Source organism: Pseudomonas sp. SO81 (assembly GCF_030374125.1).
Lineage (GTDB): Bacteria > Pseudomonadota > Gammaproteobacteria > Pseudomonadales > Pseudomonadaceae > Aquipseudomonas.
Window position 1 is genome coordinate 2,812,043 of record NZ_CP126126.1, and the last position, 14,620, is coordinate 2,826,662.

At 66.4% G+C, this 14,620-nt stretch carries 11 protein-coding genes and 1 pseudogene; 10 read left to right on the forward strand and 2 right to left on the reverse strand.

What is annotated here, in order from left to right; all coding sequences use genetic code 11:
* The first annotated feature begins 39 nt into the window (after nucleotides 1-39).
* A complete protein-coding gene (locus OH686_RS13085; RefSeq protein ID WP_289533098.1) occupies nucleotides 40-570 on the forward strand; it encodes a DUF3299 domain-containing protein in 531 nt (176 codons plus the stop codon).
* Between the two features lie 22 nt (nucleotides 571-592).
* Here OH686_RS13085 and OH686_RS13090 read toward each other — a convergent pair whose 3' ends face one another.
* Complete coding sequence (locus tag OH686_RS13090) at nucleotides 593-1,492, reverse strand: D-hexose-6-phosphate mutarotase (protein WP_289533100.1); 900 nt, start codon at nucleotides 1,490-1,492, stop codon at nucleotides 593-595.
* Nucleotides 1,493-1,603: 111 nt separating this feature from the next.
* Nucleotides 1,604-2,008 carry an acyl-CoA thioesterase gene (locus OH686_RS13095; RefSeq protein ID WP_137974555.1) on the reverse strand — a complete coding sequence of 135 codons (405 nt, stop codon included), beginning with the start codon at nucleotides 2,006-2,008 and terminating at the stop codon, nucleotides 1,604-1,606.
* A 203-nt stretch (nucleotides 2,009-2,211) separates the two neighbouring features.
* Here OH686_RS13095 and OH686_RS13100 point away from each other — a divergent pair.
* From OH686_RS13100 to OH686_RS13140, 9 genes and pseudogenes are all read left to right on the forward strand, one after another.
* Nucleotides 2,212-3,527 (forward strand): annotated as a pseudogene (locus OH686_RS13100) (MFS transporter); the annotation flags it as partial.
* Between the two features lie 145 nt (nucleotides 3,528-3,672).
* Entirely contained in the window at nucleotides 3,673-4,638 is a 966-nt protein-coding gene (locus OH686_RS13105) for a PstS family phosphate ABC transporter substrate-binding protein (protein WP_289533102.1), read from the forward strand.
* 177 nt (nucleotides 4,639-4,815) lie between these two features.
* Nucleotides 4,816-7,098, forward strand: coding sequence for an ABC transporter permease subunit (locus OH686_RS13110; protein WP_289533104.1), 2,283 nt, complete (start codon nucleotides 4,816-4,818; stop codon nucleotides 7,096-7,098).
* Nucleotides 7,099-7,180: 82 nt separating this feature from the next.
* Nucleotides 7,181-8,797, forward strand: coding sequence for a phosphate ABC transporter permease PstA (gene pstA, locus OH686_RS13115; protein WP_502942810.1), 1,617 nt, complete (start codon nucleotides 7,181-7,183; stop codon nucleotides 8,795-8,797).
* A 77-nt stretch (nucleotides 8,798-8,874) separates the two neighbouring features.
* A complete protein-coding gene (gene pstB, locus OH686_RS13120) occupies nucleotides 8,875-9,708 on the forward strand; it encodes a phosphate ABC transporter ATP-binding protein PstB (protein ID WP_137974559.1) in 834 nt (277 codons plus the stop codon).
* Between the two features lie 52 nt (nucleotides 9,709-9,760).
* Nucleotides 9,761-10,486, forward strand: a complete 726-nt coding sequence (gene phoU, locus OH686_RS13125; RefSeq protein WP_137974560.1) for a phosphate signaling complex protein PhoU — start codon at nucleotides 9,761-9,763, stop codon at nucleotides 10,484-10,486.
* A gap of 121 nt (nucleotides 10,487-10,607) precedes the next feature.
* Nucleotides 10,608-11,525: a response regulator gene (locus tag OH686_RS13130; RefSeq protein WP_289533107.1), complete on the forward strand. Its 918-nt coding sequence runs from the start codon at nucleotides 10,608-10,610 to the stop codon at nucleotides 11,523-11,525.
* A gap of 232 nt (nucleotides 11,526-11,757) precedes the next feature.
* The gene (locus OH686_RS13135; protein ID WP_289533109.1) at nucleotides 11,758-12,654 is read left to right on the forward strand and encodes a peptidoglycan DD-metalloendopeptidase family protein; all 897 of its coding nucleotides are present in this window, start codon (nucleotides 11,758-11,760) and stop codon (nucleotides 12,652-12,654) included.
* A 95-nt stretch (nucleotides 12,655-12,749) separates the two neighbouring features.
* Nucleotides 12,750-14,576 carry a sensor domain-containing diguanylate cyclase gene (locus tag OH686_RS13140; protein ID WP_289533111.1) on the forward strand — a complete coding sequence of 609 codons (1,827 nt, stop codon included), beginning with the start codon at nucleotides 12,750-12,752 and terminating at the stop codon, nucleotides 14,574-14,576.
* The last annotated feature ends 44 nt before the right edge of the window (nucleotides 14,577-14,620 follow it).

Consider the following 14,620-nt stretch of genomic DNA (forward strand, 5'->3'; position numbering starts at 1 on the left):
CCGTTAGGCTTGGCCACCCGTTGCTACTCCGAGACCGCCATGCGCCGCCTGCTGCTGACCCTGTTGTTGCTGCCCCTGCTGAGCCACGCCGAACCGGCCGAAATGGACTGGCTGGAGCTGATGCCCAAGGAGGACCAGCAGGCCCTGGAGGCGATGCCGGAGATCAGCCACGACAGCCCCGAGGCTGCCGGCGCCTTTGGCCAGCAGGGCGGCCTCAAGCAGGAGCAGGGGCTGCCGGCGGTGATGTATTCGAAGAAGACGGTGGCACGCCTGGACGGCAAGCAGATCCGCCTGGGTGGCTACCCGGTGCCGCTGGAGAGCGATGCCGAGGGCAAGAGCACCCTGCTGTTCCTGGTGCCTTATCCGGGCGCCTGCATCCATGTGCCGCCACCACCGCCGAACCAGATCGTGCTGGTGCGCTATCCCCAGGGTATCGCCCTGGACGACATCTACGAGCCGCTGTGGGTCGACGGCACCCTGCATGTCGAGGCGGTGGAGAACGAGCTGGCCGCTGCTTCCTATGCCCTGGACGCCAGCTCGGTACGGCTGGTGGAGGAGGGGGATCTCTGATCCCTTTCCTGCTGCGAGAGGGTTACGCGGGCTCGCTCCACAGGCTCAGGCCCATGCTGTGGCGCTCGCCGGGGGCCAGCTCCACGCAGTCGTCCCAGACGTTGGCCGTCTCGATGCACAGCATGCGCTGCCAGGCATCGTCGGCGAAGCTGGACAGGCGCTGGGCCTTGTCGATCCAGGGATTCCACAGCACCGCCGAGCGCGAGTTGCGGGTCTGCAGGTGCAGCTCGCGCTGCCAGCCGGCGTCATGCAGGCGCAGGTGCGGCGGCAGGTCCAGATAGATGCGGTCGGTCTCGCCGGCGAAGCGCAGCTCGCCCTGCTGGTGGCGTTCCTGCCAGTCCTCCAGGGTGTCGATATAGCGGCTGTCCTCCAGGCCATGCACGGCCACCTGGCGAATGTCGCTGACGGCGAAATAGCTGTGCAGCGCCTGGCTCAGGGCCAGCGGTGCAGCACCCAGATTGTGGCTGGTCAGGTCCAGGTGCAGGCGTTCATCCAGGCGGATGTCCAGGCGCAGCTCGGCGGCGTGCGGCCAGTCGGGCAGCGGATGCTGGCGGCTGTCGAAGGCGAACCGCAGGTGCACCGCCTCGCCCTCGCTGTCGATGCCCAGCAGTTGCCACTCCAGCGCGCGGACACCGCCGTGGAAGGGCGCGGCGCCCAGATTGTCGTGCTGGGCCTGTACCTGCAGCGGGTTGCGACCGAGGTCGCCGAACCAGGGCCAGCAGATCGGCACGCCGCCGCGCACCGATTGGCGGCGCTGGTAGCTGGCCTGCTCGCTGAGCCAGATCAGCGGCGGCTGCTCGCCCTGCTGGTAGCTCAGCACCTGGGCGCCCTGCTGGGCCACCAGCAGCTCGGCACCGGCGTGGCGCACGCGCCAGCAGGTCAGCTCATCCAGTTCGATGCGTTCAATCTGGGCCTGGCTCATGTCGGTTCTCCCTGAAGTCATGGCTCATTTGACTCCAGCGCAGGGCAAAAGGCCAAGTCCCATGGAAAACGCCGACACTAGGTCGGCGTTGTCTGGATCGGGGCTTGTGGCTCAGCCGCGGCGCGGCGGTACCGGGCGGGTGCGGCCGCTGCCGTCGATGGCGACGAACACGAATACCGCCTCGGTGACCTTGCGCCACTCGCTGGACAGCGGATCGTCGCTCCACACCTCGACCAGCATCTGGATCGAGCTACGGCCGACTTCCAGGGCCTGGGTATAGAAGGACAGCTGCGCGCCCACGGCCACCGGTACCAGGAAGGCCATGCGGTCGATGGCCACGGTGGCGACACGGCCGCCGGCCACCTTGCTGGCCATGGCGGTGCCGGCCAGGTCCATCTGCGAGACCAGCCAGCCGCCATAGATGTCGCCGAAACCGTTGGTTTCACGCGGCAAGGCGGTGATCTGCAGGGCCAGATCGCCCTGAGGGATGGGGTCTTCCTGTTCGAGTTCGATCATGCTGCTGGGCCCCGCTGGTGGATTCTTATGATTGGCTGTTCGGTGGCAGGCTGCGGCCCGTGCTAGACGGGCCGTGCGCAGTATATAGAGGCGCGCGTCAAACGACGACCGCGCGGTTTCGCTTTTGCGCCGCAAAGCTGCGGCCCGGGGCCTGATTTGCTATGGTGCGGCGCAGCCTTGCCACTCTAATAATGAAGCCCACTATGTCCGCCGAACTTGCCAGCACCGCGCCCGTGGCGCGCCCATTGAACCGCAGTGACTACAAGACCCTCTCGCTCTCCGCCCTCGGCGGCGCGCTGGAGTTCTACGACTTCATCATCTTCGTGTTCTTCGCCGCCGTGGTCGGCAAGCTGTTCTTCCCCGCCGAGATGCCTGAGTGGCTACGCCAGCTGCAGACCTTCGGCATCTTCGCCGCCGGCTACCTGGCGCGGCCGCTGGGCGGCATCATCATGGCCCACTTCGGCGACCTGCTCGGGCGCAAGCGCATGTTCACCCTGAGCATCTTCCTGATGGCGGTGCCGACCCTGCTGATGGGCCTGCTGCCGACCTACGCGCAGATCGGCATCTGGGCGCCGCTGGCGCTGCTGGCCCTGCGCGTGATGCAGGGCGCGGCGATCGGCGGCGAGGTGCCGGGAGCCTGGGTATTCGTCGCCGAGCACGTGCCGGCGAAACGCATCGGCTTCGCCTGCAGCACCCTGACCGCCGGGCTCACCGCCGGCATCCTGCTCGGCTCGCTGGCCGCCAGCGCGATCAACCGCAGCTTCACCCCGGAAGAGATCGCCGACTACGCCTGGCGCGTTCCCTTCCTGGTCGGCGGCGTGTTCGGCCTGATCTCCGTCTACCTGCGCCGCTGGCTGCACGAGACCCCGGTGTTCGCCGAGCTGCAGCAGCGCCAGTCGCTGGCCGCCGAGCTGCCACTGAAGGCGGTGGTGCGCGAGCATCGTCCGGCGATCATCCTGTCCATGCTACTGACCTGGGTGCTGTCGGCCGGCATCGTCGTGGTGATCCTGATGACCCCGACCCTGCTGCAGACCCAGTACGGCTTCACCCCGGCCGACACCCTGACGGCCAACGGCCTGGCCATCGTCTGCCTGAGCATCGGCTGCGTGCTGGCGGGCCTGGCCGCCGACCGCTTTGGCCCTGGTCCGACCTTCCTGGTCGGCGGCGCGCTGCTGCTGGTCAGCTCCTGGCTGTTCTACACCACGCTGAAGACCCAGCCGGACCTGCTGGTGCCGCTGTATGCCCTGGCCGGCCTGTGCGTGGGCATGATCGGCGCCATCCCCATGGTGATGGTCAAGGCCTTCCCGGCGGTGGTGCGCTTCTCCGGGCTGTCGTTCTCCTACAACCTGGCCTACGCCATCTTCGGCGGGCTGACGCCGATCCTGGTCAGCTTGCTGTTGAAATGGAGCCCGCTGGGCCCGGCCTATTACGTCGGCGCCCTGTGCCTGCTGTTCATGTTGATCGGCATCCTGCTGTGGCGGCGCCAGGCCAGCCAGCTGGTGCCGGCCTGAGTCCAGGACGCTGCACAAAAAAGGCCCGCTCGCGGGCCTTTTGCTTTTTTCTGCGCTTTAACCTGATTGTCACAATCCAGTCATAGAGTGTTCATGCGGCCTACAGATACTTGGGCCCGTTCCATCACAACCCCTTCCTGCTAGGAGCAAGGCATGAAACTCAAGCGTTTGATGGCGGCCCTGACCTTTGTCGCCGCTGGCGTAAGCGCCGCTAGTGCGGTTGCCGCTGTCGACCCGGCCATCCCGGCTTACCAAAAGACTTCCGGTGTATCGGGCAATCTGTCCAGCGTCGGTTCCGATTCCCTGGCCAACCTGATGACCCTGTGGGCCGAGGAATATAAGAAGAACTACCCGAACGTGAACATCCAGATCCAGGCCGCCGGCTCCTCCACCGCGCCGCCCGCCCTGACCGAAGGCACCGCCAACCTGGGCCCGATGTCTCGCGCCATGAAGGACAACGAGCTGCAGGCCTTCGAAGAGAAGTTCGGCTACAAGCCGGTCGCCGTGCCGGTGGCCATCGACGCCCTGGCCGTGTTCGTGCACAAGGACAACCCGATCAAGTCCCTGGACATGGCTCAGGTCGACGGCATCTTCTCCAGCACCCGCCTGTGCGGTGGTAGCGACGTGAAGACCTGGGGCGACCTGGGCCTGACCGGCGAGTGGGCCGACAAGCCGATCCAGCTGTTCGGTCGCAACTCGGTATCCGGCACCTACGGCTACTTCAAGGAAGCCGCCCTGTGCAAAGGCGACTTCAAGGCCAACGTCAACGAGCAGCCGGGTTCGGCCTCGGTGGTGCAGTCGATCTCCAGCACCGTCAACGCGATCGGCTACTCGGGCATCGGTTACAAGACCGCCAGCGTCCGCGCCGTACCGCTGTCGAAGAAAGGTGGCGAGGCCTTCGAGGCCAACGAAGCCAACGCCCTGGCAGGCAAGTTCCCGCTGTCGCGCTTCTTCTTCGTCTACGTCAACAAGGCGCCGAACAAGCCGCTGAGCCCGCTGGAAGCCGAGTTCGTCAAGCTGGTGCTGTCCAAGCAGGGCCAGGATGTGGTGGTGAAGGATGGCTACATCCCGCTGCCGGCCAAAGTGATCGAGAAGACCAAGAAAGAACTGGGCCTGTAACGGCCCGCCAGTGACGCCGAGGCCCATCCCTCGGCGCACTGTTCGACACGCCCGCGACTCTTCTGGAGCCGTGGGCGTTGTCGCGTCACCGAGCTGTAATCTTTCTGTCACACAAGGCGGATAGATTGAAGTACTTCACATTGAGCGGGCTGTGTCCGCTGTGCTCGAGACCTCCTCATGAATGACCTGGCCAACAACAGCATGAGCGCCTCCGCGAACAACCACCGCATCGACTTCGATACCCCCGTCCTGCAGCGCAAGCGCCGTATGCGCGCGCTCAAGGACCGCATGGCGCGCTGGTACGTCTCGATCGGCGGCCTGGCCGTGCTGGCATGCATCACGCTGATCTTCTTCTACCTCGCCTATGTGGTGGCGCCGATCTTCGGCGGTGCCGACATGGAAGCGCGCGAGGCCCAGCAGCCGGCCTGGCTGGCCGGGCAGAGCGAGGCCCTGCTGCTGGCGGTGGAAGAACAGAACAAGGTGGCCATGCGCCTGAGCCGCAGTGGCCAGGTCCAGTTCTTCGGCCTCAAGGATGGCGTCGCCCTGAACGCCTACCAGCTGGCCCTGCCGAGCGGTGTCAGCATCGCCTCGGTCAGCCAGGACCAGCCGGGCAGCCACCGCGTGGTGCTGGGCCTGTCCAATGGCCAGGTGCTGGTGTTCGAGCACGCCTACAAGGTCAGCTACCCGAACAACGTCAAGACCATCACCCCCGAGCTGGACTATCCCTACGGCGAGGCGCCCATCGTCCTCGACGCCCAGGGCCGACCGCTGGAGCACGTAGCGATCAGCGAGAACGGCGACACCCTGATGCTCAGCGCCTCCACCGGTGCCGAGCTGCAGGTGCTGGCGATCACCCGCGAAGAGAACATGCTGACCGGCGAGACCACTCTCACCGAGGAGCGCATCGCCCTGCCGCAGATCGCCGAGCCGATCAAGGCGATGATCATCGACCCGCGCCAGCAGTGGCTGTTCGTGATCAACGGCAAGGCCACCGCCGACGTCTTCGACCTGCGCACCAAGGCCCTCAACGGTCGCTACACGCTGCTCGGCGGCGACGCCGAGGTGAGCACCGTCACCCCGCTGCTCGGCGGCATCTCGCTGCTGATCGGCGACAGCAAGGGCGGCATCGGTCAGTGGTTCATGGTCCGCGACGCCGACAACAAGGCCGCGCTGACCCATATCCGCGGCTTCCAGCTGAATGATGCGCCGATCATCCAGATCCTCTCCGAGGAGCGCCGCAAGGGCTTCGTCGCGCTGGACGCCGAAGGTCACCTGGGCATCTTCCACAGCACCGCGCACCGCACCCTGCTGACCGAGAAGGTCGCCGAGGGCCAGGCCGTGGCCGCCCTGTCGCCGCGCGCCAACCGCGTGTTGGTGGAGTCCAACGGCCAGCTGCAGCGCTTCGTCATCGACAACCCGCACCCGGAAATCTCCTGGAGCGCGCTGTGGGGCAAGGTCTGGTACGAGAGCTACGACGAGCCCAAGTACGTCTGGCAGTCGACCTCGGCCAACAGCGACTTCGAACCCAAGATGAGCCTGGCGCCGCTGACCTTCGGTACCCTCAAGGCGGCCTTCTACGCCATGCTCCTGGCTGCTCCGCTGGCCATCTGCGCGGCCATCTACACCGCCTACTTCATGGCCCCGGCCATGCGCCGCAAGGTCAAGCCGGTGATCGAGCTGATGGAGGCGCTGCCGACGGTGATCCTCGGCTTCTTCGCCGGCCTGTTCCTCGCGCCCTATGTCGAAGGTCACCTGCCGGGCATCTTCAGCCTGCTGCTGCTGACGCCGATTGGCGTGCTGCTGTCGGCCTACGCCTGGAGCCGCCTGCCGGAGAAGATCCGCCTGGTCATCCCCGATGGCTGGGAAGCGGCGCTGCTGATCCCGGTGATCCTGCTGATCGGTAGTGGCGCCCTGGGCATGAGCGGCCACCTGGAGAACTGGTTCTTCGGCGGCGACATGCGCCTGTGGATCAGCAACGACCTGGGCATCGCCTTCGACCAGCGCAACGCCCTGGTGGTCGGCCTGGCCATGGGCTTCGCGGTGATCCCGAACATCTACTCGATCGCCGAGGACGCCGTGTTCAGCGTGCCCAAGAGCCTGACCTTCGGCTCCCTGGCCCTGGGCGCCACGCCCTGGCAGACCCTGACCCGCGTGGTGATCCTCACCGCCAGCCCGGGCATCTTCTCCGCCCTGATGATCGGCATGGGCCGCGCGGTGGGCGAGACCATGATCGTGCTGATGGCCACCGGCAACACGCCGATCATGGACATGAACATCTTCGAGGGCCTGCGCACCCTGGCCGCCAACGTGGCGGTGGAAATGCCGGAATCCGAGGTGGGCAGTACCCACTACCGCGTGCTGTTCCTCTCGGCGCTGGTGTTGCTGGCCTTCACCTTCGTGATGAACACGCTGGCGGAGGTGATTCGTACTCGCCTGCGCAAGAAGTACGCGTCGCTCTGAGAACTGGGAAAGGTAGACATCAGTGAAAATCAAAGAGCAAAACCTCAAGTCCTGGTTCAAGAGCGGTTCGCCCTGGGTGTGGATGACCGCCAGCGGCGTGTCCATCGCCGTGATCATGACCATCGGCCTGCTCGCCGTGATCGCCGTGCGCGGCCTCGGCCACTTCTGGCCGGCCGACGTGATCGAGGCCAAGTACCAAGTGCCGGGCGAGGCCGCCCGGGTGATGGCCGGCGAGCTGGTGCAGGAAGAAGAAGTGCCGCGCGCCCGCCTGGCCGCCGCCGGCCTGCCGGTGGACGTGAAGGGCGGCGAGTTCATGACTCGCGAGCTGTTCAAGGTCGGCAACCGTGAGGTCTACGGCGCCGATTTCAGCTGGGTGGTGGCCGAGTGGCTGAGTGAACCGCGCACCCCGGAAAACCTGATGGGCATGGAGCGCCGCGAGTGGGGCAACTTCTACGGCTACCTGGTCAACGTCAAGCAAGGCGGCCAGGTGGTGGCCGAAGGCGATGCCGCCTGGAGCGAACTGCAGAGCCGCATCACCCGCGTCGACGAACTGCATTCGCAGCTGGTGCAGCTGGAGAAGCGCGACATCGGCCATATCAACCACGGCCTCGAGCAGCTGCGCCTGGAAGGCCGTCGCCTGGAGCTGAAGGACCGCCTGGACGCCGCCGCCCAGGCCGACCTGGATGCCCGGCGCGCCGAGCTGGATGCCCAGTACAAGGTGCTCGAAGGCCAGCTGGTGGAGCTCAACCAGCAGCTCGACCGCGACAGCGTGACGGTGAAGACCGTCGACGGCCGCGAGCAGGAAATCGCCCTGAGCAAGGTGGTGCGCGCCTACCAGCCGAACGCCATGGGCGTGCTGACCAAGCTCGGCTTCTACTTCGCCAAGCTGTGGGAGTTCCTCAGCGACGAGCCGCGTGAGGCCAACACCGAGGGCGGCATCTTCCCGGCCATCTTCGGCACCGTGATGATGACCCTGATCATGGCCGTGATCGTCACCCCGTTCGGCGTGCTGGCGGCCATCTACCTGCGCGAGTACGCCAAGCAGGGCGCGATGACCCGCATCATCCGCATCGCCGTGAATAACCTGGCCGGCGTGCCGGCCATCGTCTACGGCGTGTTCGGCCTGGGCTTCTTCGTCTATGTGCTGGGTGGCTCGATCGACCGCCTGTTCTTCGCCGAAGCGGCGCCGGCGCCGACCTTCGGCACCCCGGGCCTGCTGTGGGCCTCGCTGACCCTGGCGATCCTCGCCGTGCCGGTGGTGATCGTCGCCACCGAGGAAGGCTTGGCGCGCATTCCGCGGGCCCTGCGCGAAGGTTCCCTGGCCCTGGGTGCGACCAAGGCCGAGACCCTGTGGAAGGTGGTGCTGCCGATGGCCAGCCCGGCCATGATGACCGGCATGATCCTCGCCGTGGCCCGCGCCGCCGGCGAAGTGGCACCGCTGATGCTGGTCGGCGTGGTCAAGCTGGCCCCGGCGCTGCCGGTGGACGGCAACTACCCGTACCTGCACCTGGACCAGAAGATCATGCACCTGGGCTTCCATATCTACGACGTCGGCTTCCAGAGCCCCAACGTCGAGGCCGCCCGCCCGCTGGTGTACGCCACCGCGCTGCTGCTGGTGCTGGTGATCGCCCTGCTCAACCTGAGCGCCGTGTTCATCCGCAACCACCTGCGCGAGAAGTACAAGGCGCTGGATCACTGATCACGAATTGCGTCGTCGCGGCAGTGGCCGTGGCGGCATGCACGAATCGAACGAATTGTTAGCGTAGGGAGCATCCCATGCAGCACGAAGTACACACCCACGGTATCGACATGGCCGCCCTCGGCCGGCAGAAGCAGGGCCTCAACCTGGCGGAAGAAACCGTCGCCCTGGAGGTGCCGAGCCTGAACCTGTTCTACGGCGACAAGCAGGCGCTGTTCGACGTGTCGATGAACATCCCCAAGCAACGCGTGACCGCCTTCATCGGCCCGTCCGGCTGCGGCAAGTCGACCCTGCTGCGCACCTTCAACCGGATGAACGACCTGGTCGACGGCTGCCGCGTGCAGGGCGAGATCCGCCTCGACGGCCACGACATCTACAAGAAGGGCGTGGACGTTGCCGAGCTGCGTCGCCGCGTCGGCATGGTGTTCCAGAAGCCCAACCCGTTCCCCAAGAGCATCTACGAGAACGTGGTGTACGGCCTGCGCATCCAGGGCGTGAACCAGAAGCGCGTGCTCGACGAGACCGTGGAGTGGGCCCTGAAGAGCGCCGCCCTGTGGGACGAGGTCAAGGACCGCCTGCACGAGTCCGCCCTCGGCCTCTCCGGCGGCCAGCAGCAGCGCCTGGTGATCGCCCGTACCGTGGCGGTGCAGCCGGAAGTGCTGCTGCTCGACGAACCCTGCTCGGCGCTGGACCCGATCTCCACCCTCAAGGTCGAAGAGCTGATCTACGAGCTGAAGAGCAAGTACACCATCGTCATCGTCACCCACAACATGCAGCAGGCCGCGCGCGTCTCCGACTACACGGCGTTCATGTACATGGGCAAGCTGATCGAGTTCGGCGATACCGACACCCTGTTCACCAACCCGGCGAAAAAACAAACCGAGGACTACATCACCGGCCGCTACGGCTAGTGGTTAGGCGACATAACAATCAACTCGAAACCGGTTTGCATAGGATTCCGCGATGATCAACAAAGACAGCCTCACCCATCACATCTCCCAGCAGTTCAACGCCGAGCTGGAGGAGGTGCGCAGCCACCTCCTGGCGATGGGCGGCCTGGTCGAGAAGCAGGTCAACGACGCGGTCACCGCGCTGATCGAGGCCGACTCCGGCCTGGCCCAGCAGGTGCGCGAGATCGACGACCAGATCAACCAGATGGAGCGCAACATCGACGAGGAATGCCTGCGCATCCTCGCCCGCCGCCAGCCGGCCGCCTCCGACCTGCGCCTGATCATCAGCATCTCCAAGTCGGTGATCGACCTCGAGCGCATCGGCGACGAGTCGTCGAAGATCGCCAAGCGCGCCATCCAGCTGTGCGAGGAGGGCGAGTCGCCGCGCGGCTACGTCGAGGTGCGCCACATCGGCGACCAAGTACGGCGCATGGTGCAGGAGGCGCTGGACGCCTTCGCCCGCTTCGATGCCGACCTGGCCCTGTCCGTGGCCCAGTACGACAAGACCGTCGACCGCGAGTACAAGACTGCCCTGCGCGAACTGGTCACCTACATGATGGAAGACCCGCGCGCGATCAGCCGCGTACTCAACATCATCTGGGTCCTGCGTTCGCTGGAGCGCATCGGCGACCACGCGCGCAACATCGCCGAACTGGTGATCTACCTGGTGCGCGGCACCGACGTGCGCCACATGGGTCTGGCACGCATGCAGGAAGAAGTGCAGGGCAAGAAGGAGTAACCCGCCCGCGCGGCACCAGCGGACAATCCTCGGCGCGCTCGGGGATTCACCGAGTGCGCCATGTTGGCCTCGGGCCAGTATCCGCAGCTATGCTTGTCGACATCGTTGTCGGGAGTGGTCGATGAGCAAAGTCAGTGTGCTGGTGGTGGACGACGCCACCTTTATCCGTGATCTGGTGAAGAAGGGCCTGCGCGACCACTTCCCCGGCATCCAGATCGAAGAGGCGGTCAATGGCCGCAAGGCCCAGCAGATGCTCGCCCGCCAGCCGGTCGACCTGATCCTCTGCGACTGGGAAATGCCCGAGCTGTCCGGCCTCGAGCTGCTCACCTGGTGCCGCGAGCAGGAAGCCTTGAAGATCGTGCCGTTCATCATGGTCACCAGCCGTGGCGACAAGGAGAACGTGGTCCAGGCCATCCAGGCCGGGGTCTCCGACTACATTGGAAAGCCATTCTCCAACGACCAGCTGATCACCAAGGTCAAGAAGGCCCTGCACCGCGCCGGCAAGCTGCAGGCCCTGGCTGCCAGCGCGCCGCCGAAGATGCTCAGCACCGGCGGCTTCGCCAACGACTCCCTGAGCGCCCTGACCGGCGGCAAGGCCGATGTGGTCAAGCCAGCGGCCAAGCCCGCTGCCGCTGCTGCCGATCCGGCAGCCGCCTTCGCCAAACCCGCCGCGCCGGCCGCCAAGGCTTCCGCCGCGCCGACCGGTCGCGGCCAGGGCCAGCTGCGCCTGCCCGGTGGCAGCATGGCCTGCGTGATCAAGGCGTTGAGCCTCAAGGAGGCGCTGCTGGTGGTGAAGCGCACCGAGTTGCTGCCGCAGGTGCTGGAGAGTGCGGTACTCGACCTGGAGCAGGGCGAGGCGGCGGAGACCGCGCGCCTCAACGGCTACCTGCATTCGGTGGCGGCCCTGGAGCCGAAGCCGGACAGCGAATGGCTGCAGCTGAGCTTCAAGTTCGTCGATAAAGATCCGCAGAAGCTCGACTACCTGTCGCGCCTGATCGCTCGCGGCACGGCGCAGAAGCACTTCGTTCCCGGCGCCTGACGCCGCTAGCCATTCACGAGCACGGCGCCTACGGGCGCCGTGGTCGTTTCAGGAGGCGAATTGCCGCTCGGAATGGCTGTTGCGCAGCGTGCCTTTCGTCGGATATCGCCGCGAATCGCCGCCTGGCCCTGCGGATTGCCGCACAGCCCGCAGCGCCAGCACTCGCGAGCCGGCTGGGGCGCTGCTAGTCTTTTCATCCCGGATACCAAATAACCATTAAATCCGTGAAGTTATGCTAGGGCGTTCAATCATTTTCTGCGCACTGCTGCTGGCCGCCGGCCAGGCCAGCGCGCTGACCATCTACAAGTATGTCGACCAGCACGGCACGGTTACCTATAGCGACAAGGCCGTGCCCGGTGCCCAGGTGTTCGTGTTCCGCGACCGCATGGTGGAGAAGCTCGACAACCTGGTGAAGCTGGAAACCAAGAAGCACGATGCCGGCGAGACCCTGGTGTTGCGCAACGACCTCTACGCCCCGGTGGAGGTCGAGCTGCGCCTGGATCGCCTGGTCAACGTCGCCGGCGCGCCGGACGCGCCGATCCGCTGGGTGCTGCCGCCGCGCAGCCATATCCGCCTGACCACCCTGGCGCCGCTGGATGCCACCAAGCCGATGAGCTACAAGCCGCGGCTGCGCTATGCCATGGGCGACCCGCGCCTTCAGCCGCTGCTGTTCCGCTACCCGCTGCCCTGGCGCGGCGGGCCGTTCAAGCTGACCCAGGGCGCCAACGGCAAGTACAGCCACTTCACGCCCAAGGGCCGCTACGCCATGGACATCGCCATGCCCGAGGGCACGGCGATCGTCGCCTCGCGCAGCGGCATGGTGGTGAAGACCGAGAACCGCCAGAGCGGCCGGGGCAACAACCCGTCCGGCAACTACGTGCGCATCCTGCATGACGACGGCACCATGGGCGTCTACCTGCACCTGATGCGTGGCTCGGTGGCAGTGCGCGAGGGCGAGCGGGTCGAGGCCGGCATGCAGATCGCCCGTTCCGGCAACACCGGCAACAGCACCGGCCCGCACCTGCACTTCGTGGTGCAGCGCAACATCGGCCTGGCGCTGGAGTCTATTCCGTTCAACTTCGCCCAACCGGTGGACAGCCTGCCCAACTTCGCGGTGGGTGGCGAATAGTCGGACTGGCGCGATCCGCGAATCGCGGCGATGCTTGAGGGACTGGTGCCTGCGGTCCCCGAGAGTGGCGCCGAATCGAGGAAATCAATCTGCCCGTGCGTCTGTTCAGCCTGCTGTTCTGTCTGCTGGCTACCCTGCATTGCGTAGCCGCTCCGCTCGAACTCACCGATGACCGACAAGCGGTGCGCCCCGCGCCCTGGCTGGAATACCTGCTGCCTGCCGAGGAGCTGGATTTCGCCGAGGTCGCCGAGGCCAGCGGCTGGCGCAAGCTGAAAGGCGCCTCGCTGAGCCTGGGTTACCAGGAAGGGCCGGTGTGGGTGCGCTTGGCCCTGCACAACCGCTCCGCTCGTGCCGACTGGCGCCTGCTGGTGGAGTGGCCGATTCTCGATCGCCTCGAGCTGCGCCTGTTCGATCCCGCCAGCGGCAGCTGGGGGCCGCTGCTGGAGGCCGGTGATCATCTGCCGCTGAGCGCCTGGCCGGTACCCGGTCGGCAACCGCTGTTCCCCCTGGCGCTGCAGCCCGGCGAGCAGCGCTGGGTCTACCTGCGCCTGCACAGCCGCGAGAACATCGTGGCGCCCATGCAGGTGCTCACCGAGACGGCCCATCAGCAGCAGGAGCTGGACCAGCGCATGCTGCTGGGGCTGTTCTTCGGCGCCATGCTGGCGGTGCTGCTGTACAACTTCAGCCTGTACCTGTTCACTCGCCACCTCAGTTACCTGTGGTACAGCCTCTATCTGCTCGGCGTGGTGGTCTATGAGCTGAGCCTGAGCGGCTTCGGCGTACTCTTCCTGTGGCCCGAGCTGGGCCGGCCGGCGGGCCTGATCTACGCGTTCTCCGCACTGTGGAGCTTCTTCGCCGCGAGCTATTTCGTTCGCGTGTTCCTGCGCATTCCGCGCTATGGCGGCTGGGTGCTGTGGGCCAACAATCTGTTGCTCGGCTACTGGGCGCTGGCGATCGCGCTGCTGCTGGTGCGGCCGCAGTGGCTGATCACCATCGGCGCCGGGCCGGTGGCGCTGCTCAGTTGCCTGGTGGCGCTGGCGACGGCGGTGGACCTGTGGCGGCGCGGCAATCGTTCGGCGCCGCTGTTCAGCCTGGCGTGGATCTTCCTCATCATCGGCACCGCGGTGCATGTGGCGGCCCTGCAGGGCGTCTTGCCGGTCAACCAGCTGACCCTGCGCATGCAGACCCTGGGCTTCTTCGTCGAATTCATCCTGCTCTCGGTGGCCCTGGCCGACCGCATCAACAGCGAGCGTTCCGCGCGCATCGCCGCACAGACCGCGCTGATCGGCGAGCGCGAGGCGCGCCTGGCCAGTCAGGAACAGCTGCTGGTCGAGCAGGCGCGGCTCAACGAGGAACTGGAGCGGCGGGTGCTGGCGCGCACCGCCGAGCTGCAGCAGTCGACCCGCGAGTTGGCCGAAGCCAACTCCGAGCTGACCCGCCTGAGCAACACCGATGCCCTGACCCAGTTGGCCAACCGTCGCCATTGTGACCAGCAGCTGGCCGATCAGACCAATACCCGGCTGGCCGTGCTGCTGATCGATATCGACCACTTCAAGCGCATCAACGATGGCTATGGCCATCCCTTCGGCGACCGCTGCATCGCCGCCGTGGCCAAGGTGCTGCGCGACAGCGCCCGGCGTGCCGGCGATCTGGCCGCGCGTTATGGCGGCGAGGAGTTCCTGCTGGTTCTGGCGGATGTCGATGCGGCGGGTGCCCAGGCCCTGGCCGAGCGCATCCGCGCCCAGGTGGCGGCGCTCGATCTGCAGCACCGTGGGGCCAGCGTGCCGCTGAGCGTGAGCGTCGGCCTGGTGCATCACGATGGCCAGGCCGCGTTGCACATGCAGGCGCTGATCGATGCCGCCGACCAGGCGCTGTACGCGGCCAAGGCGGCCGGGCGCAATCGGGTGTGCGTGGCCGGCTGACCCTTGGTCGGTCCGTGGCGCTGCGCGGTGATTCTGGCGCTAAG

Bases quoted from the DNA above. Each gene is read 5' to 3' on its own strand.
- OH686_RS13085 (WP_289533098.1), top strand. From the start codon at position 40: ATGCGCCGCCTGCTGCTGACCCTGTTGTTGCTGCCCCTGCTGAGCCAC.
- OH686_RS13090 (WP_289533100.1), bottom strand. From the start codon at position 1,492: ATGAGCCAGGCCCAGATTGAACGCATCGAACTGGATGAGCTGACCTGC.
- OH686_RS13095 (WP_137974555.1), bottom strand. From the start codon at position 2,008: ATGATCGAACTCGAACAGGAAGACCCCATCCCTCAGGGCGATCTGGCC.
- OH686_RS13105 (WP_289533102.1), top strand. From the start codon at position 3,673: ATGAAACTCAAGCGTTTGATGGCGGCCCTGACCTTTGTCGCCGCTGGC.
- OH686_RS13110 (WP_289533104.1), top strand. From the start codon at position 4,816: ATGAATGACCTGGCCAACAACAGCATGAGCGCCTCCGCGAACAACCAC.
- pstA (WP_502942810.1), top strand. From the start codon at position 7,181: ATGACCGCCAGCGGCGTGTCCATCGCCGTGATCATGACCATCGGCCTG.
- pstB (WP_137974559.1), top strand. From the start codon at position 8,875: ATGCAGCACGAAGTACACACCCACGGTATCGACATGGCCGCCCTCGGC.
- phoU (WP_137974560.1), top strand. From the start codon at position 9,761: ATGATCAACAAAGACAGCCTCACCCATCACATCTCCCAGCAGTTCAAC.
- OH686_RS13130 (WP_289533107.1), top strand. From the start codon at position 10,608: ATGAGCAAAGTCAGTGTGCTGGTGGTGGACGACGCCACCTTTATCCGT.
- OH686_RS13135 (WP_289533109.1), top strand. From the start codon at position 11,758: ATGCTAGGGCGTTCAATCATTTTCTGCGCACTGCTGCTGGCCGCCGGC.